At 61.1% G+C, this 24330-nt stretch carries 23 protein-coding genes, 1 pseudogene and 1 riboswitch; of the genes and pseudogenes, 13 read left to right on the top strand and 11 right to left on the bottom strand.

Annotated features, from left to right (window positions below; translation table 11 throughout):
* The first annotated feature begins 111 nt into the window (after positions 1-111).
* Genes HX786_RS05170 through HX786_RS05150 form a run of 5 tightly spaced genes read left to right on the top strand, consistent with a single transcriptional unit; the run spans position 112 to position 3925 of the window.
* On the top strand, positions 112-708 hold the full coding sequence (locus HX786_RS05170) for a paraquat-inducible protein A (protein WP_003216183.1): 597 nt from the start codon (positions 112-114) through the stop codon (positions 706-708).
* Positions 705-1349, top strand: a complete 645-nt coding sequence (locus tag HX786_RS05165) for a paraquat-inducible protein A (protein ID WP_003216181.1) — start codon at positions 705-707, stop codon at positions 1347-1349. Before HX786_RS05170 ends, HX786_RS05165 begins: the two co-directional genes overlap by 4 nt.
* A complete protein-coding gene (locus HX786_RS05160) occupies positions 1330-2985 on the top strand; it encodes an intermembrane transport protein PqiB (protein ID WP_003216179.1) in 1656 nt (551 codons plus the stop codon). Before HX786_RS05165 ends, HX786_RS05160 begins: the two co-directional genes overlap by 20 nt.
* A gap of 17 nt (positions 2986-3002) precedes the next feature.
* Positions 3003-3557, top strand: coding sequence for a membrane integrity-associated transporter subunit PqiC (locus HX786_RS05155; protein ID WP_177027792.1), 555 nt, complete (start codon positions 3003-3005; stop codon positions 3555-3557).
* Positions 3558-3580: 23 nt separating this feature from the next.
* Entirely contained in the window at positions 3581-3925 is a 345-nt protein-coding gene (locus tag HX786_RS05150; protein WP_003216175.1) for a hypothetical protein, read from the top strand.
* 9 nt (positions 3926-3934) lie between these two features.
* Here HX786_RS05150 and HX786_RS05145 read toward each other — a convergent pair whose 3' ends face one another.
* The 5 genes from HX786_RS05145 to HX786_RS05125 form a co-directional block, all read right to left on the bottom strand.
* Positions 3935-6664: a LuxR C-terminal-related transcriptional regulator gene (locus tag HX786_RS05145; protein WP_178911793.1), complete on the bottom strand. Its 2730-nt coding sequence runs from the start codon at positions 6662-6664 to the stop codon at positions 3935-3937.
* Positions 6665-6973: 309 nt separating this feature from the next.
* Positions 6974-8338, bottom strand: a complete 1365-nt coding sequence (locus HX786_RS05140; protein ID WP_008434250.1) for a DUF1329 domain-containing protein — start codon at positions 8336-8338, stop codon at positions 6974-6976.
* A gap of 43 nt (positions 8339-8381) precedes the next feature.
* Positions 8382-10241, bottom strand: coding sequence for a DUF1302 domain-containing protein (locus HX786_RS05135; RefSeq protein ID WP_008434252.1), 1860 nt, complete (start codon positions 10239-10241; stop codon positions 8382-8384).
* Positions 10242-10572: 331 nt separating this feature from the next.
* Positions 10573-12255, bottom strand: coding sequence for a fatty acid--CoA ligase (locus tag HX786_RS05130; RefSeq protein WP_003216170.1), 1683 nt, complete (start codon positions 12253-12255; stop codon positions 10573-10575).
* A 131-nt stretch (positions 12256-12386) separates the two neighbouring features.
* Positions 12387-13019 carry a LysE family translocator gene (locus HX786_RS05125; protein WP_003216169.1) on the bottom strand — a complete coding sequence of 211 codons (633 nt, stop codon included), beginning with the start codon at positions 13017-13019 and terminating at the stop codon, positions 12387-12389.
* An 84-nt stretch (positions 13020-13103) separates the two neighbouring features.
* On the opposite strand from HX786_RS05125, the gene HX786_RS05120 reads away from it, so the two are divergent.
* The 3 genes from HX786_RS05120 to HX786_RS05110 all read left to right on the top strand — a co-directional run bounded on the left by HX786_RS05120 (position 13104) and on the right by HX786_RS05110 (position 15942).
* Complete coding sequence (locus tag HX786_RS05120; protein ID WP_178911792.1) at positions 13104-14069, top strand: 2-hydroxyacid dehydrogenase; 966 nt, start codon at positions 13104-13106, stop codon at positions 14067-14069.
* A 30-nt stretch (positions 14070-14099) separates the two neighbouring features.
* Positions 14100-15098 carry a class I SAM-dependent methyltransferase gene (locus tag HX786_RS05115; protein WP_008434258.1) on the top strand — a complete coding sequence of 333 codons (999 nt, stop codon included), beginning with the start codon at positions 14100-14102 and terminating at the stop codon, positions 15096-15098.
* Between the two features lie 51 nt (positions 15099-15149).
* Positions 15150-15269: riboswitch (yybP-ykoY riboswitch) on the top strand.
* 88 nt (positions 15270-15357) lie between these two features.
* Positions 15358-15942, top strand: coding sequence for a TMEM165/GDT1 family protein (locus HX786_RS05110; protein ID WP_003216166.1), 585 nt, complete (start codon positions 15358-15360; stop codon positions 15940-15942).
* Positions 15943-16102: 160 nt separating this feature from the next.
* On the opposite strand, the gene HX786_RS05105 is transcribed toward HX786_RS05110, so the two are convergent.
* Positions 16103-16921, bottom strand: coding sequence for a M48 family metallopeptidase (locus HX786_RS05105; protein ID WP_003216165.1), 819 nt, complete (start codon positions 16919-16921; stop codon positions 16103-16105).
* Positions 16922-17173: 252 nt separating this feature from the next.
* Between HX786_RS05105 and HX786_RS32285 the strand changes: the two are divergent.
* A pseudogene (locus tag HX786_RS32285) lies at positions 17174-18454 on the top strand (HAMP domain-containing protein); the annotation flags it as partial.
* 15 nt (positions 18455-18469) lie between these two features.
* Positions 18470-19312 carry a methyl-accepting chemotaxis protein gene (locus tag HX786_RS32280; RefSeq protein WP_371132336.1) on the top strand — a complete coding sequence of 281 codons (843 nt, stop codon included), beginning with the start codon at positions 18470-18472 and terminating at the stop codon, positions 19310-19312.
* A gap of 133 nt (positions 19313-19445) precedes the next feature.
* Here the strand turns inward: HX786_RS32280 and HX786_RS05095 are convergent, their stop codons facing one another.
* Genes HX786_RS05095 through HX786_RS05085 form a run of 3 tightly spaced genes read right to left on the bottom strand, consistent with a single transcriptional unit; the run spans position 19446 to position 20558 of the window.
* Positions 19446-20066: an SOS response-associated peptidase gene (locus HX786_RS05095; RefSeq protein ID WP_003216163.1), complete on the bottom strand. Its 621-nt coding sequence runs from the start codon at positions 20064-20066 to the stop codon at positions 19446-19448.
* 36 nt (positions 20067-20102) lie between these two features.
* Positions 20103-20363: a putative signal transducing protein gene (locus HX786_RS05090; protein WP_017477710.1), complete on the bottom strand. Its 261-nt coding sequence runs from the start codon at positions 20361-20363 to the stop codon at positions 20103-20105.
* A gap of 15 nt (positions 20364-20378) precedes the next feature.
* Positions 20379-20558, bottom strand: coding sequence for a CPXCG motif-containing cysteine-rich protein (locus HX786_RS05085; protein ID WP_102369897.1), 180 nt, complete (start codon positions 20556-20558; stop codon positions 20379-20381).
* Positions 20559-20702: 144 nt separating this feature from the next.
* Here HX786_RS05085 and HX786_RS05080 point away from each other — a divergent pair, with 144 nt between their 5' ends.
* The gene (locus HX786_RS05080; protein WP_003216160.1) at positions 20703-21866 is read left to right on the top strand and encodes a 1-acyl-sn-glycerol-3-phosphate acyltransferase; all 1164 of its coding nucleotides are present in this window, start codon (positions 20703-20705) and stop codon (positions 21864-21866) included.
* A gap of 135 nt (positions 21867-22001) precedes the next feature.
* On the opposite strand, the gene HX786_RS05075 is transcribed toward HX786_RS05080, so the two are convergent.
* Entirely contained in the window at positions 22002-22259 is a 258-nt protein-coding gene (locus HX786_RS05075) for a hypothetical protein (protein WP_003216159.1), read from the bottom strand.
* 181 nt (positions 22260-22440) lie between these two features.
* Here HX786_RS05075 and HX786_RS05070 point away from each other — a divergent pair, with 181 nt between their 5' ends.
* Positions 22441-22650, top strand: a complete 210-nt coding sequence (locus HX786_RS05070; RefSeq protein WP_008434269.1) for a hypothetical protein — start codon at positions 22441-22443, stop codon at positions 22648-22650.
* Between the two features lie 107 nt (positions 22651-22757).
* On the opposite strand, the gene HX786_RS05065 is transcribed toward HX786_RS05070, so the two are convergent.
* A complete protein-coding gene (locus HX786_RS05065; protein ID WP_003216157.1) occupies positions 22758-23342 on the bottom strand; it encodes a YajG family lipoprotein in 585 nt (194 codons plus the stop codon).
* A gap of 184 nt (positions 23343-23526) precedes the next feature.
* Between HX786_RS05065 and HX786_RS05060 the strand changes: the two genes are divergently transcribed.
* Positions 23527-23760: a hypothetical protein gene (locus HX786_RS05060; protein ID WP_003216156.1), complete on the top strand. Its 234-nt coding sequence runs from the start codon at positions 23527-23529 to the stop codon at positions 23758-23760.
* Positions 23761-24330 lie beyond the last annotated feature (570 nt).

Here is a 24330-nt window from a genome sequence, read left to right as displayed (position 1 = left end):
GCACCCGATCCGAAAGCGCTCGCGAGCGCACGGCTGTCAAACCCGGCAACTGCTAAGCTACTCTGGCGCCAGTCATACAACGCGCAACGTATAGCGCATGGAGTGGGACTTATGGCGACCCTCAGCCCATTGATCATCTGCGAACACTGCGATTGCGTGTACGAAAAAGTCACGCTCGCCAAACATCAGAAGACCCTTTGCACCCGCTGCGCAGGCGTACTCCAGCGTTATAACGGGCTGTCGGTGGAACAACGCCTGGCCCTGACCCTGACCGCCACCGTGCTGTGGATTTTCGCCAACTTCTACCCGGTGATGAGCATCAGCCTGCAAGGCCTGAAAAGCAGCGCCACGTTATGGGATTCGGTGGTCGCACTGGCCCAGGGCCCGATCACCTTCATCGCGCTGGTGGCGGCGATTTCCATCATCATCGCGCCGGTGTTCCAGTTGCTGCTGTTGATCTGGGTGCTGGGCTTTGCGATGAAGGGCCAACGCTCGCCGGCGTTCAAGCTGTGCATGCGCTGGCTCGAAGCGCTTCGGCCCTGGAGCATGCTCGAAGTCTGCCTGCTGGGCGCCATGGTGGCGGTGTTCAAACTCGCCGGCATGCTGGATGTGTTGCCCGGCACCGGCCTGTTTGCCCTGGCCGCCCTCAGCCTGTTGCTGATCCGCATTGCCGGGCGTGATATTCGCGACCTGTGGGACATTTTATGAGCCGTCCACCGACCGCCAGCGAGCTGAACCTGTGCCTGTGCCACAGCTGCGGCCAGGCTTGCGACGTCAGCACCGCGCCCGACGAATGCGAGCGTTGCGGCGCGCCGCTGCACCGGCGCAAGGTCCATTCGCTGACCCGTACCTGGGCCTATATGCTGACGGCGCTGGCGTTTTACGTGCCCGCCAACTTACTGCCGGTGATGAACACCTCGATGCTCGGCTCGGGCGCCGACAGCACCATCATGAGCGGCGTGCTGGAGTTCTGGCAGCACGGCGCCTGGGACATCGCCCTGATCATTTTCATCGCCAGCATCGCGGTGCCGGGTATCAAGTTCGTCGCATTGACGTTGCTGCTGGTCACCGTGCAGCGCAATAACCAGTGGGCGCGCAAGGAGCGCTCGAAGCTGTTTCGCTTCGTCGAAGTGATTGGCTACTGGTCGATGCTGGATGTGATCGTGGTGGCCTTGGTGGCCGCCCTGGTGCGGTTCCAGGCCCTGGGCACCATCGAGCCGCGCCTGGGCATTCTGTTCTTTGGCCTGGTGGTGGTTTTCACCATGCTCTCGGCCATGAGTTTCGACCCGCGCCTGATCTGGGAAAACCCACACAACGAGGAGATGCCGGATGGCGTCGCAAACCACTGACAAACCGCAGCCTGCGGGCTCGCCTGCGATCAAGACGCGGCGCTTCAGCGTCTCGCTGGTGTGGATCGTGCCGATTGTCGCGGTGCTGGTGGGCATTTCGCTGGTGGTGCACAGCATCCTTCAGCAAGGGCCGAGCATTACCATTACCTTCAAGACCGGCAGCGGCCTGACCGCCAACAAGACCGACGTGAAATACCGCAACGTGGTGATCGGCCAGGTGACTGATGTGGAGTTGAGCGACGATCAGAAAAGCGTCAACGCCACGATCAAACTGTCCAAACAGGCTGAAAGCTTCACCCGTGAAGACTCGCAGTTCTGGGTGGTGCGCCCACGTATCGGTGCCGGCGGCGTTTCCGGTATCGACACGCTGCTCTCCGGGGATTACATCGGCGCCGATATCGGCCAGTCCGATACCCGCGCCAACCGGTTCACCGGCCTGGAAAACCCGCCGCCCATTACCTATGGCGAACCGGGCAAGCGCTTCACGCTGCACACCCAGGACCTGGGTTCGCTGGATATCGGCTCCCCCGTGTACTACCGCAAGATTCCCGTTGGCCAGGTGGTGGCCTATGCCCTGGACGCTGATGGCAAGGGCGTGAACATCGACGTGTTCGTGCATGCACCCAATGACGCCTACGTCACCGAGAACACCCGGTTCTGGAACGCCAGCGGGATTGATGTGAGTGTCGGCGCCAACGGGTTTGCGCTGAAAACCGAATCCTTGTCGTCCATGCTGGTGGGCGGCATCGCCTTCCTCGCCCCGCCCTACAGCCCCAACGACAAGCCGGCCGACGAAGAACACTCCTATGAACTGTTCGCCGACCAGCAAACCGCGCTGGCCCCGCCCAATGGCAAGGCGCAATACCTGAACCTGCGGTTCGACCAGGCCTTGCGCGGGCTTACGGTGGGTGCGCCAGTGGAGTTCCTGGGTATCGAATTCGGCAAAGTGGTGTCGATCAACCTGGATTTCGACGAGAAAAAACGCAGCTTCCCGGTCAACGTCGGCATCGTGATCTACCCGCAGCGCCTCGGCGAAGCCAACACCAAAATGCTCACGGTCTTGAAGCATGACCCCAACGACGAAGCCGGCGGTGTGCGCCTGATAGGCAGCTTCATCGAACACGGCCTGCGCGCCCAGGCCCGCAGCGGCAACCTGCTCACTGGCCAGCTCTATATCGCCCTGGACTTCTTCCCCAAGGCCGACAAAGTCGTGTTTGACCCGAACCTGCGCCCCGTCAGTATTCCGACCATCCCCGGCAACCTGGAACAACTGCAGGAAAAACTCGAAGGCATCGTCAACAAGATCAACCAGCTGCCGATCGAGCGAATTGCCGGCAACCTCGACGGCAGCCTGGTGGAACTGCGCAAGGGTCTCGGCCAGTTCAACGCCAAGACACTGCCGGGGGTGCAAAACACGCTGGCCGACGTGAGTAAAACCCTGCAATCCGCCAGTTCGACCCTGGCCGAGGATTCGCCGCAACGGGAACAGTTGACCCAGACCCTGGACGAACTGAGCCGCATGTCGCGCTCCCTGCGAGAGCTGTCGGACTACCTGGCACGCCATCCCGAATCGCTGATTCGCGGTCGCCCCGACAACGCCGCGCCCTCCGACCTGCAAGGGCCACCGCGCAAATGACCACAGGAGCAACCACCATGGCTTTGCCGCTGAAGATCACGCTGCTCACCGGGTTGCTGCTGCTGACGGCGTGCCGCAGTGAGCCCATTCAATTTCATACCCTGACGCCGGTGCAGCGCAGCAATGCGTCATTGACCGCGGGGGGCGAGATCCGGATTGAAAGCATCACGGTCCCGCCACAGGTCGACCGGCCGCAGATTGTCATCCGCCAGGGTGACAGCGGCGTGGCCATTCTCGAGACGCAATGGTGGGCTGCCAGCCTGGTGGATGAGTTGCGCAGCGCGCTGGTGGATCAACTCGCCAGCAGCCGGAAAAACCTGGCGGTGCGCATTGAGGTCCAGCGCTTTGACTCGATCCCCGGGCAGTACGCCCTGCTCGACGTCAAATGGCGGCTTCGCCAGACGGGCACGGACGAACGCACGCCGCTGACGTGTCGCACGGTGGTGCAGTCGCCATCCGGCCCGACCATTGATGACCTGGTGATCGCGCAGCAAAACAACGTCAAGCGGTTTGCCGCGCTGCTCAGCCAGGCCGCCGACAAGTCATCGAGTGAGTGCCCCGCCGTGCGGTAAACATTGATCCGGGGGATCGAGCCATGCGCACATTCTGGAAGTGGTATCAGCAACTGCTGGAGAATGACTTCAGCACCCAGGTCTTCGACAATGTGAAGAACCTGCTGGTATGCGCGCTGTTGTTTGCTGCGGGCACCAACGCACTGGCCGGGAAACATGAACTGTTCCTCGGCATCCTGGCGTCAAGCGTGGCCGGGTGGGGCTTGATCGTGGTCTCAAGCTTGCTGATGGTGCTGAATGTGAGCGATGGCATCCGCCGGCTCGCCAAGCTGCGTTATCACCTGGTCCTTCAGCTGCTGCTTATCCTGATCTATGTACTGGTGGCAGCCCGCGTGGTGGAAATCGTCTGGGGCTTTCGATCCCATTGATCCAGGTTTCTACCCCAGCAATCCCATCTCCTGCGCCCGCGCCACCGCCTGTGTGCGCCGCTCCACCCCGAGCTTGCTGTTGATATGGCTGGCGTGGGTTTTCACGGTGTGCAGGGAGATAAACAGCTGATTGCTGATCTCCTGGTTTGAACAACCCTGTGCGATCAGGTGCAGCACCGCCAGTTCACGGGCGCTCAGGGTCTCCAGTGTGTGTGGGGTTTCAACTACTGCAACATCCGGCAAGAGTGCCAGCAGGCCCTGGTTCATCAGTCCATGGGGATCCCGAGACAGATGCTCCCGCGTCCACTCGGGATAGCGTTCCAACAGGCGCTGGAAAGGTTGCATCGCGCCACCGGCAGCCGCTTCAAGCGCGCGGGCAAACACCGGGCGGGCCTGGGCTTCCTGGCCACCGTCCAGCAGTAACAGTGCCTGCTGGGTCAGCGCCATCAGGCTGATCATCTGCCGGCCGCTGTTATGGGCCTGGCGTGCCAGTTCATCGAGCCGTTGCAGTGAAGCCGCCGGCTGATGACGGATGGCGTCGAGTGCCGCCTGTTGCAACTCGATATGTTGCGGCAGGTGCGGGTGGAACTCCGGTGCGGCAGCGGCCTGTTCACCGTTGTAGGTTTGCCCCAGCCGCGTCAGCCAGGCATCGGCCAGGTCGGTGCGGCCCTGAGCCAGCCAAAGCTCGCATTTGACCAGGGTGATCATCGCCAGATAGAAAATCGGCGGCACGTCCCAGATATGCATCAAGCGCTCGGCCTCGGCCAATTCGGCAAAGGCCACGGAGAAGTCGCCACGGCGACCTTCGAAGCTGGCGATCACACAGTGGCCGATCAACACGCTGATATCCCGACAGGCTCGCGCCTCCGTCAATCCGGCACGCAGCCGAGCGAGCCCGGCTTCAGGCTGGCAGCGCATCAGCAGCAAATAGCCTTCGTACAACGCCAGGCGCGCGCGCACTGCGTACAGGCGTTGCGGCGCCAGGCCTTGCAAACGTTGCAGGCCCTGGCGCACTTCATCCAGCGACCGCAGGATCTCGCCACGGGCCTGCAGTACACGCGCTCGGTCGTAATGGGCCAGCGCTTCAAACAATGGATTGCCGACCCGCTGCGCCAACTCCAGGGATTCGCGGTTCAGGCCGCGGGCGCGCCACAGGTCGGCGTCGACAATGGCCAGGTTGGACAGGGTCGACAGGCACATCAACCGCTGGCCATAGCGTTTGTGCGGCAGGCTTTCCAGGGCCTCGCTGCAATACGACTGGGTCAGCTCACGATCACCACGGCCCCGGGCAATAATCCCGCTGAGGGCCAGCCATTGCGCCAGCATCGACTTTTGCGCGGTGGCCGACGGGGCCGGTAAAAAACGGCTGAGGTGGCTGGCCAGTTCCTGCGCCGCATCCAGCTGGCAGGCCAGGCCCAACGCCCAACTGTAGAGCACGATCAGGCGTGGCGTACTCATCAGCAAACTGTCGGGCAAGTCCATTTTCCAGCGCAGCAGCATGCCGACATTCTGCTCCGCCAGCAGTTGCTCTTCGGACAGGTTCTGCACCAGGTTTGCCGCCACATCCAGGTGGCCCGCACGCAGCGCCTGCTCCACTGCCTCGTCGATCAAGCCCTGGGCATTGAACCAGCGGCAGGCCCGCAGGTGCAGGCTGGCTGCCGGCAACACGGCATTGCTCGCGCGCCGGGTGCGCAGCAGGTCGGAAAACAGATGGTGATAACGGTACCAATGGCCCTGCTCGTCCAGCGGCACCAGGAATACCTGGTGGGCTTGCAGGTAGCGCAGGATTTCCGTGCTGTCGTGGGCCTCGCGCACGGCGTCGCACAGCTCGCTGCAAAAGCGCTCCTGGGACGCGGTGTCGTAGAGGAACGCCTGGACTTCCGAGGGCAGGCAGTCGATGACTTCTTCGAGCAGGTAATCGCGGATCAGCCCTTCCCCGCCGTGCAAACCCTGGGGCAGCGTACCTTCGCTGCCGGCCTCGGAAGCCGCCAGCAGCCAGAAACGCAGGCCGGCCACCCAGCCTTCGCTGCGCCGGATCAGGTTATCCAGGGCTTCACCACGCAATGAACTGCTGTGGCGATCCAGCAGGGCCAGGGATTCGCCGTGAGTCAGGCGCAGGTCCTGCTCGTGCAGTTCCAGCAAATGCCGGGACAGGCGCAGGCGGGCCAGGTGCCAGTCGGGACGCTGGCGGCTGGTGACCAGCACCAGCAGGCCGTCGGGCAGGTGATTGAGGAAAAATTGCAGGCAGCGGTCGAGTACCGGGCCCTGGGCCAGATGGTAGTCATCCAGCACCAGCAACAGCGGCGCCTGGGTCGACAGGTGCACCGTCAGTTCATCCAGCAGGCCGTCGAGCCATTCTTCAAAGGCGAAGGGTTGGTGACGCTGGCGCATTTTCAGCAGGCCCAGGGATTGGGCGCCCAACTGCGGGAAGTATTGCTGCAAACCGTCGAGCAGGCGTTCAAGAAAACGTCCCGGGTCGTTGTCCCGGGGACTTAGCCCCAACCACAGGCTTTGCCAGTGGGCCGGCAGGCTCTGGCAGAACTCCACCGCCAGCGAACTCTTGCCGAACCCGGCCGGGGCGCTGACCAGCAACAGACGCCCGGCCAACCCTTCACTCAGCCGTTCGCACAGGCGCGGTCGCAACACGTAGCCGTCAGGCAGTGGGGGTCGATAGAAGCGACCTTCCAGGGTCGGAATTACCGCGCTGGCAGGCCCTTGAATTCGGGACAGATCAGTCATCGCCGGGCTCTTGTAGAAGGCTGTTGTCGGCATTGCAGATGTCCGCAGACTAGCGGTAAAAGCGGCAGCTTTGTAGATCTTTGCAACATTTGTCTGAAAAAGACTACAACAAAAAATATCCGGACTTCTTCTGTAACGACCGACACTCTGTGGCGAGGGAGCTTGCTCCCGCTGGAGTGCGCAGCGCTCCCGTTTTTGGGGCTGCTACGCATCCCTGCGGGAGCAAGCTCCCTCGCCACCGTGGTCGCGCAAAAAAAAGCCCCGAACCAGTCGGGGCTTCTTCGAGGATGCGGCCTCGTTTACAGCAAGTTAGCGAACACCATCCTGGCGCAGAGCCGCCGGGGTGAAGTCGCTGGTGGTGGCGGTGAAACCGAAGTCATAGGCCTGTTTCTCTTCGTTCTTCATGCCCAGTGCCAGGTAGCGGCCGGACTGCAGGTCGTAGAGGGTTTCGAGGGCGTACCACGGCACTTGCTTGTCGTAGTAGTTCTCGGCATGGGCTTCAGCCACGCGCCACAGCTGGCCACGACCGTCGTAGTGGTCGATGACCGCGGCTTGCCAGGTGTCTTCGTCGATGAAGAAATCACGCTTGGCGTAAATGTGGCGCTGGCCTTCCTTCAGGGTTGCAACCACATGCCACACACGGCGCAGCTCGTAGCGCGCCAGGTCCTGATTGATGTGGCCGGCCTTGATGATGTCGACATACTTGAGCTTCGGATCGTCAAGCTTGTAGCTGTTTTCGGCGATGTACAGTTCCTTCTTGCCTTCCAGTTTCCAGTCGTAGCGGTCCGGTGCACCGTTGAACATGTCGAGGTTGTCGGAGGTACGCAGGCCGTCGGCGGCGGTACCCGGGCCGTCATACGACACTTGCGGTGCCCGGCGCACACGACGCTGGCCGGCGTTGTAGACCCACGCCGAACGCGGCTCTTTCACCTGGTCGAGGGTTTCGTGCACCAGCAGCACACCACCGGCCAGACGTGCCGGCGCAGTCACTTGCTGCTTGAAGTAGAACAGGATGTTGCCCGGGTTTTTCGGGTCGTAGTCCTTCATCTTGTCGCGGAACACGAACTGATCACGGAAATACACCAGGCTGAACGAGCCGTTGGTTTGCGGCGTGGCCTGGGTCACCAGGCGGGTCACGCTGCCGCCGCGATAGCGGGTGATGTGGTTCCAGATCACTTCAACGCCGCTTTTCGGAATCGGGAACGGTACGGCGGTTTCAAAGTTTTCCAGGCCGTTGCCGCCGGACACCAGGTTGGTGCTGGTGGCGTTTTTCTTGATGGCGGCGAACACATCAGCTGGCACCGTGGCGCCGCGATGGGTCGGGTAGACCGGCATCTTGAAGGTGTCGGGGTAGCGCTTGAACATCGCGTACTGCCCCGGCGCCAGCTTGTCCTTGTACTGCTCGACGTTCTGCGCGGTGATGGTGAATTGCGGCTGTTCGCTGGCGTACGGGTTGGCCAGGAAGCCACGGGCATCCACGGCACCGGCGTTGGTGGGCAGCGGCGACCATTTAGGGATGGTGCCGGCCGCGTTACCGGCCATTTCGGCGCCCATCGGGGTCAGGGTCGTGCCGAGCTTGGCGGCTTCATCCGCCGAGACCGCCGCCATGACGCTACCCGCCATGATCGACAGCCCCAGCACACCCACCTGCAACAGATTTTTAGTTATTTTCATGTTCTGGTTCTTCCTTAAAACATACTGCTTAAAGAGAGTGTGCTTAGAAGTTCACGCCAGCGCTCAAGGCGATAAAGTCACGGTCATCCACCGTGGTGAATTTGCCGCCAAAGAAGTTGGTGTAGTTGAGGCTGACGGTGTAGGTGTTCTGGTACTCGGCATCGACACCCAGGCTGACGGCCTTGCGCCCCTCTTCAAAGTTGCCGCCAGGACCTGGCGAGTAGCCTTTGACGTCATGAGACCACGCCACGTTGGGCTTGAGGTTTACACCGGCGAAGACGTCCGGGTACTCCCAGATGGCACGAGCGCGATAGCCCCAGGAGGTGGCCGTGGTGTAGCCGTCGTTGTTGCAGTTGGTGTTCAGGCCAGCGGCGTTCGGCAGACCGGCGCCGTTGGCCGTCGAGTTGTTAAGGGCGTTACAGAACCCGCCTGGCAGCGTGCCAGGACCGAAGACCGGATCTCGGCCATAACGTGCGTCGGATTTGCTTTCCAGGCCACCGACGTGGGTCACGCCAATTTCACCGACCGTGGTCAAACGACTGGCGCCCATGACCTGATCAAAGAAGTGCGTAAAGGTGGTCTGGAACTGCGTCACTTCTTTGCGATTGTAGCCATGCAGATCCTGCCCTGGCGTGCCCTTCAGCACCGAGGCATTCCCGTAGCCCGGAATCGGCGTGACACCCGCATAAAGAATGTCGGTGGTGCTGAGCTGTACTGGGGCATTTGGCCGATAGCTCAACTCACCGCTCCAGGCAGTACCGGTAGGCAGCGTGGTGGAGAAGCTCAAGCCGTACAGGCGGATGTCTTCAGGGTACTCAATGAAGTAGTTGGAACTGCCCGCAACAATCAGCGGCCGCAGCGCACCCAGCGGCCCCAAAGGCCGGGTATAGGCCGATGCTGGCGCACCTTGGGCGCTGAAGATCGGCGCACGGCTGTGGTAGTTCATGAAGTAGGCGCCGAATTCGGTATCCAGCGGCTCGAAGTTGTAGTGCATCGCCACGCCGAACTGGCCGCTGTCGCGGGCGTCACGGTCCGGCCCACGGCGCACCAGCACACCTTCGTTGTTCACATCCACGCCCAGGGCGTTGAGGGTAGGCAGTGCAGCGCCTGGAATGGTCGAGCGCTTGTTCAGCACCCGCAGGTTGTTGTTACAACCATCGGAAACCACATCCGGCTGCGAGAAGAACGTCCCGCAGTTGTCGGTCACCGTCTGGTCCCACTCCAACTGATAGAACGCTTCTGCCGACAAGTTATCGGTCAGCGTCTGCGACACATAGAACATGTTGACCGGGATCAGGCCTTCCTTGATCTCGGCCCCGGGACGACGGAATGCGGACACGTCGATCGGGTTGATGGAGTTGATACCGCCACCAATAAAGGTACTTTCACCCCAACTCACCACCTGCTTGCCGAACCGCACGTTACCTGGCAGATCAGCAATGGTGTAGTTGTGATAGATGAATGCATCGAGAATCTGCCCGCCAGAAGACTTGGCGCCCTCTTTGCGGTTGTTGTTGCTGACATTCTTGAAGTCCAGGTCTTCGTTTTGCAGCGCGAAGTCATACCAGTACTTGCCCCGGACAAACACGCCGGTGTCGCCGTATTTCAACTCAAGGTCATGAATGCCTTTGAAGATCTTCGAGAAGGAATCACCTTTGTCGAAGTTCAGGTGACCGTCATCCGAGGTTTGCGACAACCCCCTGCCACCGTTGTTGGCACCGATCAGGTCTTTATTGCGACCCGCCGTCGACCAACTGGCCCCGACCGACAGGGACGAGTCAAAGCTGCCTTCGATTTCACCGATGTTGAAACTGACGCCGAATGCAGGCCCGGCGAGCGTAGAGGCGAGGCTGACGGCCAAAGGCAGTTTTGCCCGGCGCCAGAACTGGTGTGCTGAGATCATCGACGCTACTCCATGTGCATTATTGTTATGGCAGTGAGTCGTTTCTAAGGGCTTGTAACGGCCGGAATACAACGATTCCAATGCCGGGCGAACAGATGAACCCGCCAGGTTCACAGCACCGCACCTTGAAAAACTCTGGGATGAACTATAGCCAGCAGGGGGTACCGCTTGATCCCTCTAAAGTGTGATTTGCATCACCAACCCGTCTGCCACAGTCCTTTTCGCCATGCTGACGAAGGTCAGCGACGGAAGGATGGCTGAAAATTGGCAAATCACAAGTGAAGGCTTGGACTAGAGCGCTGCCGTGCCCGCGAGGGCACGGCAAGCAGCGTCAGAGAGTGGAAAGGAAGGTGCTGTTGTTGGCCTGCCATTCAATGATGTCGACACGGATACGTTTTTTGTCGAGCTTGCCGACGCTGGTCTTGGGAATTTCCGTAACAACGGCGATTTGGCTTGGAATCGCCCACTTGCTCAGGTGGCCCAATTCCACAAACGGCTTGAGATGTTCCTTCAGCTCTTTGGCCCCTATCACATGGCCATCACGCACCACCAGCAACGCAAACGGGCGCTCGCCCCACTGCGGGTCGGCAATCCCCACCACCGCTACTTCGCGTACCGCCGGGTGACGGCTGACCAGGTCTTCCAGCGCCAGGGAGGAGATCCACTCGCCGCCGGTCTTGATCACGTCCTTGATGCGGTCGCGGATATCGATCACGCCGAAGGCATCGAGGGTGGCCACATCGCCGGTGTGCATCCAGCCGCCGGCCCACAGCTCGGCGCCCTTCTGCGGCTCGTTGAAATAGCCTTCGCTGAGCCATGGCGCGCGCAGCACCAGCTCGCCCTGGGATTCACCGTCGGCGGGCAGGAAGTTGCCCTCGCCATCGATGATCGCCGCTTCCACCAATGGGCCGGGCACGCCGGCCTTGATGCGGTAGGTGGTGCGTTCGTCTTCGGTGCCGGCCATCAGTTCTTCATTGAGATGGGCGCAGGACACCAGCGGCCCGGTCTCGGACATGCCGTACGCCGCTGTCAGTTGGATCCCGCGGGCCTTGGAGGCTTCATACAGTGAGCGATTGAGGGCGCTGCCACCGATGACGATTTTCCAGCCGCCGAAATCCACGCCCTGGCCGGCCTTGGCGTTGAGCACCATTTGCAGGATGGTCGGCACACAATGGGAGAAGGTGACCTTCTCCTTGCGCCACAGCTCCACCAGGTATTCGGGGTCGTAGCGGCCTGGATAAACCTGCTTCAGGCCGAGCATGGTCGCCACATACGGCAGGCCCCAGGCGTGCACGTGGAACATCGGGGTGATCGGCATGTAGACGTCGTTGGTGCCCAACAGCCGCACGCTGTCGACGCTGCCCATGATGGTCGCCACGCCCATGGTGTGCAGCACCAGTTGGCGGTGGGTGAAGTACACGCCCTTGGGATTGCCCGTGGTGCCGGTGGTGTAGAAGGTGGTGGCGACGGAGTTTTCGTCGAAATCCTCGAAGTCATAGCGGGGGCTCGCCGCCGCCAGTAATGTTTCGTACTCACCCACCAGGTTCGGCAATTCGGCGGTTTTGTCCGCGCCGTCGGTGAGCAGCAGGGTTTTGTCGACGGTGGTGAGGTGGCCGGCAATGGCCTGGTAGAGCCCCACGAACTCGCTGTTGACCAGTACAAAGCGGTCCTCGGCGTGGTTCATGGTGTACAGAATCTGTTCCGGGGACAGGCGCACGTTGATGGTGTGGATTACCGCACCAATCATCGGAATGGCAAACATGCATTCCAGGTAGCGGTGGCTGTCCCAGTCCATCACGGCCACGGTGTCACCGGCCTTGACCCCGGCCTCGGTCAGCACATTGGCCAGGCGGGCGACACGCTCGATCAGGGTGGGATAGGTGTAGCGCAACTGGTCGCGGTAGACGATTTCCCGGGTCTTCTCGTAGCGTGTCCCGGACATCAACAGGCGTTTGATCAACAGCGGGTATTGGTAGGCGCCTTCGGCGGGCGGGATAACACGAGTCTGCAACATACGAATCCCTTATCTGACTGCACGGTCTTGGCTGAAACATCTGCACTTTAGAGCGCTTATGTTTCAGCCAAATCAGCCAAAGGAATGATTTGCAGAACCCAATGAATGCTAGCTTTGAGCCAGCATCCGGCTTATTTCATGCTGGTAAAGGCCAGCTTCACACCGATGGCAATCAGCACCGCGCCCATGGTGCGGTCGAACCAGTGGCCCATGCGTGCAAAACCGGCGCGTACGCGTTGCTGGCTGAACAGCATGGCCACCAGGCAAAACCAGATCGCGGTCGCCACGGCCAGGTACACGCCGTAACCGGCCTGGACCGCCAACGGCGTGTGGGGATTGATCACCACGGTGAACAGCGACAGGAAGAACAGCGTGGCCTTGGGGTTCAAGCCATTGGTGACAAACCCTGAGGTAAACGCACCACGGGCGGTGCGCTCGCCCGCTTCCAGGTGCAGGTCTTCTTCACTGGCAGGCTTGGCCGGCTGGGCGCGCAGGGCCTTGAAGCCGATGTACAGCAGGTAGGCCGCCGCCGCCCATTTCAGCGCATTGAACAGCACGATGGACTGGGACACGATCAAGCCGATGCCCAGCAGCGAATACCCCACGTGCAGGAAAATCGCCGAACCGACGCCCAACGCCGTCCAGGTGCCGGCCCGTCGGCCATGGGTCACGCTTTCACGTACCACCACGGCGAAATCCGGGCCAGGGCTGGCCACCGCCAACAGGTGAATCAGTGCCACGGTCAAGAACTCGGTGAGGTACATGCACACTCCAGGAAGTAACTGATTATTTCATCTGATAGGCTCGGCAGATTACGCCTTCGAATCCCGCCGCAAAAGGTACAGTTGATGACGAACAATCGCCGCGCCGTCTTCCTTGATCACCCTTCCCTGGACCTCGGGGACCTGGACCTCAGCGGGTTGCAGGCACTCTTCAGCGAACTGAGCCTGCACCAGCAGACCACACCCGAAAACATTATCGAACGCCTGCAAGGCGCGCAGGTGGCCATCAGCAACAAGATCGCGCTGAATGCCGAGACCCTGGCGGCCTGCCCCGAGCTGAAGCTGATCCTGGTGACCGCCACCGGCACCAACAACGTCGACCTCGCTGCCGCCCGCGCCCACGGCGTTACCGTGAGCAATTGCCAGGGTTACGGCACGCCATCGGTGGCGCAGCATACGATCATGCTGCTGCTGAACCTGGCGACGCGCCTGAACGACTATCAACGGGATGTGCAGGCGGGGCACTGGCAACAAGCCAAGCAGTTCTGCCTGCTGGACTATCCGATCGTCGAGCTGGAAGGCAAAACCCTCGGCCTGCTGGGCCATGGTGAATTGGGCGGTGCCGTTGCGCGCCTGGCTGAAGCCTTTGGCATGCGCGTGATCCTGGGTGCCATTCCAGGCCGTCCGGCCCGCGCCGATCGCGTGCCGCTGGATGAGTTGCTGGCGCAGGTCGACGCGCTGACCCTGCACTGCCCGCTCAACGAACACACCCGCGACTTTATCGGTGCCCGTGAACTCGCCTTGCTCAAGCCCGGCGCGTTTATCGTCAACACCGCCCGTGGTGGCTTGATCAACGAACAGGCCCTGGCCGATACCTTGCGCAGTGGGCACCTGGGCGGCGCGGCGACCGATGTATTGAGCGTGGAACCGCCGGTGAACGGCAACCCGCTGCTGGCTGGCGATATCCCGCGGTTGATCGTTACGCCACACAATGCATGGGGCAGTCGCGAAGCGCGGCAGCGGATCGTCGGCCAATTGATCGAAAACGCTCAGGGCTTTTTCAGCGGCGCCCCGCTGCGTGTCGTCAGTTGATAAACTGCGCCCCTTTTCAAGGAGCAGACCATGGATCCGCGCAGTGAAGTACTGCTTCGCCAGGCCGAACTTTTTCAAGGCGACGTGCTGCTGGTGGGCTTGCCCGCCGACGACCTGCTGGGCCGCCTGCCCAATGCCCATGGCTGGAGCTGGCACGCCGGCGACCAGGCCGCACTGGACGCACGTTTTGCCGAGCGCAGCCAGTTCGGTGTGAACGTGCCCGAGCGTTCGTTCGAGACCGCGGTGGTGTTCCTGCCCAAGTCCAAGGACCTCACCGACTACCTGCTCAATGCCGTGGCGGCGCGTTTGCCCGGCAAGGAGTTGTACCTGGTGGGGGAGAAGAAAGGCGGCATCGAAAGCGCGGCCAAGCAACTGAACCCGTTCGGCAAGCCGCGCAAGCTCGACAACGCGCGGCACTGCCAGTTGTGGCTGGTGACGGTGGCCAACGCCCCCGAGCCGGTAGAACTGGAGAGCCTGGCGCAGGTGTTCGAGGTGCCGCTGGCTGAGGGCCCGCTCAAGGTGGTGAGCCTGCCGGGCGTGTTCAGCCACGGTCGGCTGGATCGCGGTACCGCATTGCTGCTGGAGCATCTGGACAAGTTGCCGAGCGGTCACTTGCTGGATTTCGGTTGTGGCGCGGGTGTGCTCGGGGCAGCGGTCAAGCGTCGCTACCCGCATAACACGGTGACAATGCTCGACGTGGATGCCTTTGCCGCTGCCAGCAGTCGCCTGACACTGGCGGCCAATGGCCTGGAAGCCGAGGTGTTGACCGGTGATGGCATCGACGCTGCTCCGATGAATCTGAACGCGATTCTGAGCAACCCGCCGTTCCACGTCGGGGTGCACACCGATTATTTCGCCACCGAGAACCTGCTGCGAAAAGCGGCCAAACATCTGGCAAAAGGCGGCGAACTTCGCTTGGTCGCCAACAGCTTCCTGAAGTATCAGCCGCTGATTGAAGAGCATCTTGGCGTGTGCGCAATCAAGGCAGAAGGTCAGGGTTTTCGCATTTACCGTGCCAAGCGCGGCTGAGATCTTTTTCCAAAAGAAGGCTTGCCGAATGGATTTTGCCTAGGCAGAATCCGCTCCGTCCTAGGGGAGTAGTCTCCCACGAGCTCCACGCTCGTCCGGCATACGTCAACATACTTGGTCAACAGGCCATGGCGTATGCGACCCAGGAGTCCGCACAGACGGACCGGGGTTTGACAAGACCTATGACACGAACACCTTACCCGGGGCGGGAAGGCTGTACGTGTCATAGCCGTGTCGACCCGCCCCTGGAACTTACCTGATGCTGGATTCTCTGCTCGTCCCTACCGCAATCGTTGCCTTGGCCGAAATTGGCGACAAGACGCAACTGCTCGCGCTCATTCTCGCTGCACGCTTTCGCAAACCCTGGCCGATCATCGCCGGCATCGTCGCCGCGACCCTGGCCAACCATGCGGCCGCCGGTGCCGTAGGGGCCTGGTTCGGGAGTTTCTTCTCGGATGCGGTGCTGCACTGGATACTCGCGGCGAGCTTCTGCGCCACGGCGCTGTGGACCCTGGTGCCCGACAAGCTCGACGATGACGAAGCCAGCACTTCCCGCAAGTTCGGGCCCTTCCTGACCACGCTGATCGCATTCTTCCTCGCGGAAATCGGCGACAAGACCCAGATCGCTACCGTGATGCTCGCGGCGCAATACCCGGAACTGTGGCTGGTAATTATCGGCACGACCCTGGGCATGTTGATTGCCAACGTGCCGGTGGTGCTGGCGGGTAATTTTGCCGCGGACAAATTGCCGCTGACGCTGATTCGTCGACTGGCGGCTACGGCATTCTTCATCCTGGCCATTGTTGCGGTGTACAAGGCCATGCAGAGCAGTGGCTGGATCTAAACGCAACCCCATATGGGAGCTGGGCTTTTGTGGGAGCTGGCTTGCCTGCGATAGCATCACCTCGGTGCAACTGACACACCGAGGTGCCTGCATCGCGGGCAAGCCCGACGCCCACACAAGCCGGGCCCCCACATTCAGATTTGCATTTCAGCCTTATAAATCAGGATTTTTTCGCCTGCTGATACAACGGCATCACCTTCGGAATCGCCGCCTGCAACGAGGCGATCCGGCTGTCGGAGGCAGGGTGGGTGCTCATGAATTCAGGTGGCGAGCCTTCCGAAGCCTTGGCCATTTTGTTCCACAGGGTAATCGCCGCGTTCGGGTTGTAACCGGCACGCGCCGACAACTCCAGGCCGATCAGGTCCGCTTCGTTTTCATTGCTGCGGCTGTTGGGCAAGGTCATGCCGTAGTTGGCCACGGTATCGGCCAGCGCCAGGCTGTCCTGACCGAGGCCGAACAACGCACCGGCCCCCTGCTTCGCCATTTCGATACCGTAGGCCTTGGACATGGCTTCGCGGCCGTGTTCACGCAAGGCGTGGGCAATTTCATGGCCCATCACGGCGGCGAGTTCGTCGTCGGTCAACTTGAGATTGTCGATCAACGCGCTGTAGACAAAGATCTTGCCGCCAGGCCCGCAGTTGGCGTTCATCTCGTCACTTTTGATCAGGTTCACTTCCCACTTCCACTGCGCCGCATCCGGGCGGAAGGTGGGCGCCTGGGCGATCAGGCGGTTGGCAATCGCCTGCACGCGCTTGGCGTTGGCGCTGGTCTTGTCCACCAGGCCCTTGCCGCTGGCTTCACCCAGGGTCTGCTGGTAGGACTGCGCATACATCTGGTCGACTTCCTGGCTCGACAACATGCTGAACATGTACTGCTTGCGCTCAACGCCCACGGCGCCGCCGCTGGTGGTGTTGACCGACTGACAACCGGCGAGCAACAAAGCCGCGCCCAACGCACATACCGCCACTGTCTTTTTCATCAACCTGCTCCCTGAAAACATGGCGCGTATCGTAGTCGGCCAATTGTATCGACGCCAGATACAACAGACGTATAGCCACCTGATTTCAGATACATCCCACACTGCCGCAAAAAATTCACAAACGCTGGCAACCATTCCATTTACGACATTCGCCCATCCGGCACAGCCATTTTGAGGTAATGGCCCTCATGTCTCCCCCGCCCGCGGCCGATATACACAAGCAGCCAATCTCCCCCTGCGTTCGGAGCCGTCATGAAGTTCAAGTCGATTCAATTTTCTGTCGCGGCACTGGCCGGGGCCATTGTCCTGAGCGTGGTGGCGGTGTTGGTGCTGTATGCCTTGTTCGCCGGGGCGCGCACCCAGGAGATGGTGCAGGAACGCACCCAGGGTCAATTCGAACAAATCATCGAGCAGCGCCTGACCGCCCTGGCGCAAACCCAGGCGACGCTGATCCAGCGCGAACTCGAAGCACCGCTGGTGACGGCCAAGGGCCTGGCCACCGCCAACGCCCTGATGGGCATGAAAGACGCCAACGGCAACCCGCAACTGGCGGTCTCCCGTGAACAACTGATCAACCTGATCCACGAAACCGTGGTGCGTAACCCGAAGATTCTCGGCGCCTATATAGGCTGGGAAGCCAACGCCATCGACCACAACGATGCTGCCTACGTGAACAGCCCGGTGGTCGGCATCGAAACCAACGGCCGCTTCCTGCCGTGGTGGTTCCGCAATGCCGACGGCAGCCTGGGCCTGGATAAACTGGCTGACGTGGCCGACCAGACCATCCTGTCCACCGGCGTGCGCGCCAGTGAGTACTACCTGTGTTCCAAGGAAAGCAAAAAGCCCTGCGCCATCGATCCGGCCCCTTATAAAGTAGGGAATGCGATGGTGATGCTCGCCTCGTTTATCGAACCAATCATGATCGACGGCACCTTTCAGGGCATCGTCGGCGCCGACCTGTCGGTGAACTTCATCCAGGAAATGCTCATCAAGGCTGATCAGAATTTGTACAACGGTGCTGGCGAGTTGGCGCTGATTTCCAGCAACGGCCGCCTGGTGGCCTACACCAAGGACGCCAGCAAGCTCGGGGAAAAGGCCAGCGACCTGCTGGACAGCAACGAACTGGCCAACCTCGGCCAGTTGAAGATCGGCGAAGTGCGTTACGACGTGGATAAGGAACACGGGCATATCGAGTTGTTCCTGCCGTTCAACATCGGCCAGACCGATGCCCGCTGGACCCTGTTGCTGCAACTGCCCTTGAGCGCGGTGATGGCGGACTTGCAGGCGATGCAACACGACCTCGACGCCCAGCGCAAAACCGATATTTTCGGCATGGCCGTGGCCGGTCTGCTGATCGCCGGCATTGGCTTGCTGGTGATCTGGCTGGTGGGCCACGGGATTGCCCGGCCGCTCAAGCAAATGGTGGCGATGCTCAATGACATCGCCCAGGGCGAAGGCGACCTGACCCGGCGCCTGACCAGTGATCGCGCCGACGAACTGGGGGCGATTGCCAGCGGCTTCAATACATTCCTGGCCAAGTTGCAGGGGATGATTACCCAGGTGGTGAGTTCGGTGCAGAAGGTCAGCGACTCGTCGGAGCACACCGCCGACATTGCGATTCGCACCAACCAGGGCGTGCACAAGCAAATGGTCGAGATCGACCAGGTGGCTACCGCCGTGCACGAGATGACCGCGACCGCACAGGACGTGGCGCGCAACGCCACCCAGGCCGCACAGGCCGCCAGCCACGCTGATCAAGCGGCGAGCCAGGGCATGCAGATTGTGCGCGACACCTCCACCTCCATCGGCGCCCTCGCCGAGGAAATCGGCAAGGCGGTCGGTGTGGTGCAGGCGCTGGCCAAGGACAGCGAGAACATCAATGCCATCCTCACGGCGATTCGCGGGATTGCCGAGCAGACCAACCTGCTGGCGCTCAACGCGGCAATCGAAGCAGCACGGGCCGGTGAGCAAGGGCGCGGGTTTGCGGTGGTGGCCGACGAGGTGCGCAACCTGGCGCAGAAGACCCAGAAGGCTACCGAAGAAATCCAGGCCATGATCCAGCAACTGCAGCAGGGCACCCGCGACGTGGTGCGAGTGATGGAAGACAGCCAGAACCGCACCGATGAAAGCGTGCAGCACGCGGCCAAGGCGGCTCAGGCGCTGGAGACCATTACCCGGGCGGTGTCGGTGATCAACGACATGAACACCCAGATCGCCAGCGCCGCCGAGGAACAGAGCGCGGTGGCCGAGGACATTAACCGTAACGTGATCAATATCGGACAGGTGGCCAATGAAGTGGCCGGCGGAGCGGATGAGTCGAGCGCGGCCAGCGCAGACCTGACCAAGCTGGCGGAGCAGCAGCGGCGGTTGATCAATCAGTTCAAGGTTTGAGTCAAGCGGCGCCCTTTCGGGCGCCTTCGCGAGCAAGCCCGCTCCCGCATTCGATCGCATTCCTTCAGTTGAAATGCAATCAAATGTGGGAGCGGGCTTGCTCGCGAAGAGGCCGGCCGATTCAACACAACGCTCAACCCGGCGTCAGGCACTCCGGTCCATTCAGCTTCGGATCGTTGACCATATTGGCCAGCACCCGCTCGCGCAACGCGGTGGGTTCACTGGCCAACAAGGCCTGCAAGGTGTGCAGCGGGGTCTCGGGGTTCAGCCAGGCTGCCTGCCCCGCCGCATCCAGAATCAACGGTCGGCGCTGACTCTGCGCCGCCTGGGTCACCACCGCCGTACTCAACCAAACCTGCTCCTGCACCGGATACGCCTCCCAGATCGCCGCAAAGAACAGCGTGCTGCCCTCCCCCGGCGTCAGCCAGTACGGGCGCTTGCGCTGGGTGCCGCGCCATTCGTAGAAACCATTGGCCGGAAGCAGGCAGCGGCGCTGGCGAAACGCTTCGCGAAACATCGGCTGTTCGGCAAGGGTTTCCGCCCGGGCATGGGCCGGTGTACGAGAGAGATCGGTCAGCCAGGGCGGCGTCAGGCCCCAGCGCGCCCGCGCCAGGGTGTGCTGGCCGTCACTCAGGCGCTGGATCAGCACCGAGTCATTGGGAGAGATGTTCCACTGGGCCTGCTGGTCGGCCGGGAAGCCCGGCAAGGCAGCAAACGCGGGGTTCCAGCGAAACAGGGCATAACGTCCACACATGGGGCAACACGACTCTTGGAGAAACTGGCCGACAGCCTAACAGACCAGCACGTCGGGAAAGCTGTCGGGTTCATCACCGGGCAGTGGTTGCGCACCGTTGTAGGCGGTGATCAGCTCGCGGGCGTAGGCGGCCTGGTCGTTCTCCACCGCCAGCGCCAGCAGGCCATAGATCGGCAGTTCGCCGGTACCCCCGAGCAAATCGCGCCCCACCAGGTGCGCGGTGATGCCCTCGCTTTCGAGCATGCCTTGCAGCAGCTCGCCTTCCATCAGGTTTTCCGGCTCGTAGATTCGCTGCATGGGCGTACCTTTTATTTATTCGTTCTCGCTGCGTACGTTTAGCATCCATTCGTCGTCATGAACCTGCAGCTCGAAAACAATGGGCCGGCAGCACACCGGGCAGTCCTCAATATATTCCTGATCGCCCGCCGACAGGTCCAGTAGCGCCGTGACTACCTCTCCACAATAAGGACATTCGTACGACTCCTCTTCCATCGCGGTCTCCAAGGTGACTTGTGCGTATAATCGCCGGTCTATTTACAGGGCTATTTTTCGTCCCGGCCAATTGCCCGGACCACGCCCTGATATTTATTGTTCCAAACCTTTACTTACCCTAGCCGTTTCTAACAAGAGAGCATGATGGGCGAATTCGATACCATCCGACCTTACAACGACAGCGAAGTCCCGGCAGTGCTGGCCCGACTGTTCAGTGACAAGGCCTTTCTGGACATCCTGACCCACTTTCGCTTCCCGCGCTTTGCCGGCGCCTTCGGCTGGCTGCTCAAGCCGATGATCGCTCATAAACTGCGCCGTGAGTTCGCCGGCGTCACTACCGTGGCCACGCTGCAGGACAAAGTCGAGTTTTACGTCGACCACACCATCGAGCGGGCAACCGACGGCGTGACCTATACCGGCGTGGAGCAGTTCAAGTCCGGCAGCGCCTACCTGTTCCTGGCCAACCACCGCGACATCGTGATGGACCCGGCCTTCGTCAACTACGCCGTGTATCACGCCGGCCTGCCGACGCCACGCATCGCCATCGGCGACAACCTGCTGCAGAAGCCGTTTGTCAGCGACCTGATGCGCCTGAACAAGAGTTTCATCGTGCACCGCTCGATCACCGGGCGCAAAGAGAAGATGGCGGCCTACCAGTTGCTGTCGGCCTACATCAACCATTCGATTCGCAACGACTGCCAGTCGATCTGGATCGCCCAGGCCGAAGGCCGCGCCAAGGATGGGGATGATCGCACCGAGTCGGCGATCCTCAAGATGTTCCACATGAGCCGCAAGGACGAGCCGTTCGCCGAAGTCATCCAGTCACTGAACCTGACGCCGGTGTCCATCAGCTACGAATACGACCCGTGCGACGCAGCCAAGGCGCGCGAGCTGTACATCCGCGCCACCACCGGCACCTACAGCAAGGCGCCGGGGGAAGATGACGTGAGCATCGCCCTGGGCATCACCGGCTACAAGGGCCGGGTACACGTCAACTTCGCGCCGCCGGTCACCGAGGCGTTCGAAGACACCAAGCTGTTGGCGATCGAAATGGACCGGCAGATCCTGGGTGGGTATCGGTTGTTCCCGGTGCATTACCTGGCGTACGCCCAATGGAGCGATGCCGATCCGCAATTGCAGGTACCGACCGCAGCCGAGGTATTCCCGGCGGACGAGTTGGCCAAGGCAAAGGCAGAGTGGGAGCGGCGCTTGAATGCGTGCCCGGCCGAGCATCGGCCGTATCTGGTATTGCAATACGCGACGCCGGTGAGGAATCAGTACCGGGTCAAGGCCGGGATTGCCCTGTAACCCGGTACCAGCAACAGCGCAAACCCAATGTGGGAGCGGGCTTGCTCGCGAAGGCGGTGGATCAGCCAATCATGTATTGACTGACACCGCGCTTTCGCGAGCGAGCCCGCTCCCACAGTTGTTTTTAGGGTGTTCCTACAATCGGGTACTAAGAAAGGACACCAGCAACGCCAGCCCCAGACAGGCAAACCCCAACCGGTAGAACAGGCGATAGGTACGCTGCGTCAACACGTCCAGATACAGCATCGGCTGATCAATGGCACGCAGTTCGCTTTGCGCGGCAAGGCGGGCCATCGCGCGCTGTTCATGCAGGCGCGTGACAAACAGCAGCCATGCCGCCGGGCAGGCCAGTAACAGGGCAAGGGAATTGAGCAGTAGTGCGGTCAGCGACATCGCAAACCTCGATGTATCAGTGTCTTGGTATCAATCCAGATACAAACCTGAATGATATGCGCCGCCTGCGCGTCATTACTCCTTCCCCATTGACGGCTAATGTATCCAGTAATTTACAGCGTCACCTGAACGTCACCTTAACAAGCCACTCTGTTGCCCTTCGAAAGCCCGGGAGCTTGTCATGTTGCACGCGCAGAACCAGGATCGGCTGTATCTGATTGCCCCAAGTGATGAGCAAGAGGCCCTGGTGGGCGGCCTCGCGTTCAATGTGCAGGACCGCCACTGGCTGGTGTATTGCGCCCTCGGCGGGCATCAACATGCCGACCTGCCGGAGCTGGACTTGCTCACTGGCGTGAGTGTGCTGGACTTTTATGTCGAAACGGCTGCATGAAAACGGCAGGCGTAAAAAAACCGGGCTCAGTGATGAGCCCGGTTTTTTGATCGTTCCCACGCGCCGCAAAGGAATGCCGACTGGGGCGCTCCGCGCCCGCCTGACGGTTACTGCGAGCTGAGCAGCGAACCGATGCTCGGGTCCTTGAACAGGCGCGTCAGGGCATCGCTCAACACGTCGCTGACCAGCTTGGTGTTGGTTTCCTGGTTCGGCGCCATGCCGAAGCGCTGGTCCAGGGATGCGCCGTAACGGCCGCTGTAGCGACGGGTACCGGCAGTCACGTCGGACTTGAAGGTCGCGCCGATGGTGGCTTCAGTCACGTACAGGCCTTCCTTGGGCGACTGATACTTCAGCTCGGCCAGGGTGATGGTCAGTTGTGGCGCACCTGGCGAGTTGGAAGGGGTGAAGCCCAACAGGCGCACGGCCGCTTCGGCCTGGGCTTGCAGCTTGGGCAGCACGTCCGCACCGGTCACCGTAATGGCGCTGGTTTCCGGGTACAGGCCGCCACGGGTGCCGAGGGTCGGCGACGGACGACCGTCAACCACACGCACCGACACCGGCTGGCCATGGCCGACAGGCGCCAGCTGGGTGGTGATTTTCGGTTGCGGGCTGAGTTGTTGCGGGCTGTGGGCGCAGCCAACCAGGGTCAAACTGGTCACAGTGATCAAACCGAACAACAGGCGTTGCAACATACTCATTTCTCCAGGACTAGATGCAAACAGGGCGCCAGTATAACGGTGAGCGCTCGCCACTCACCAGAATTCCTGAACGGCGCCTGAACTGTCGGCGAAATTACAATTTTCACACAGAACCGTCACCTCAATGTCATGCCAGACTGCCAACCTTCGCAGCATGTAACGAACCGGGTACACAGCCATGCGCCTTCTCAAATCTTTGTTCTTTTCCCACGCCAGCCATCGCCACTTCGCCCTGCTCGACGCCCAAGGCTGCTGCCAGGCCTTCAAGCAGTGCAGCCTGCCGCCCGTCGGTGAAGGCTGGGTCGAAGTCGAAGAGACCCGCCTGAGCTGGATGCACCGTCCGCTGCCCGCCAGCGCGCGCGTCAGCCCCCGGGTTTCGCAGCCACAGGCACGGCACGCGTTGGCCTCCTGACCAGACTGCTAATAAAAGTCATTAAACACGTCCATTTGCGCGCATTTCTTCGCTACAATCTCCCCCCGATTATAAGGACGTCTCCTGATCGGGCCTCGCAGCATCGCTAATGCACTTGTATTAGCTCCCCCGCACCGCCCACAGAGAGCCGCCCACACAGATCGTGTGAAGCTGGCGAGCTTGCTGTTTTCTCTGCAAACCATCGTCTTTACCCGAATCTGCCAGAGCTGCCATGCGCTCGGCCACTTGAGTTGTTTGCCCGTTTTGCCGCTTGCCGGCAGTGATTTCGGGCCAGGTGCCAGGCTGGGGCAGCCCTTTTTTGAGGTTCACGTCTTCAAAAGAGCGTGAAAAAAACGGGTTTTCACAACTTCACAAGAGTGTGGCGAGCAAATGAATAGTTTTGCGTTTGTACAAGCACCATCAGCGTCTGGAACAGCCCCACCACACAGGACCGAGCACTCCTCAAGAACCGGAGCTTGAAGCCTGTCCGCTACGGATTTGGTTGCACGATCGGACGAGCTTGACCATAAGTCGAATTGCCACAGGCGCCCTTAAATGCGTTCATACGCA

Source organism: Pseudomonas sp. 21615526 (assembly GCF_013386245.1).
GTDB lineage: Bacteria > Pseudomonadota > Gammaproteobacteria > Pseudomonadales > Pseudomonadaceae > Aquipseudomonas.
Note: the sequence above shows the minus strand (reverse complement) of the source record. Positions and strands in the feature narration are given on the sequence as shown.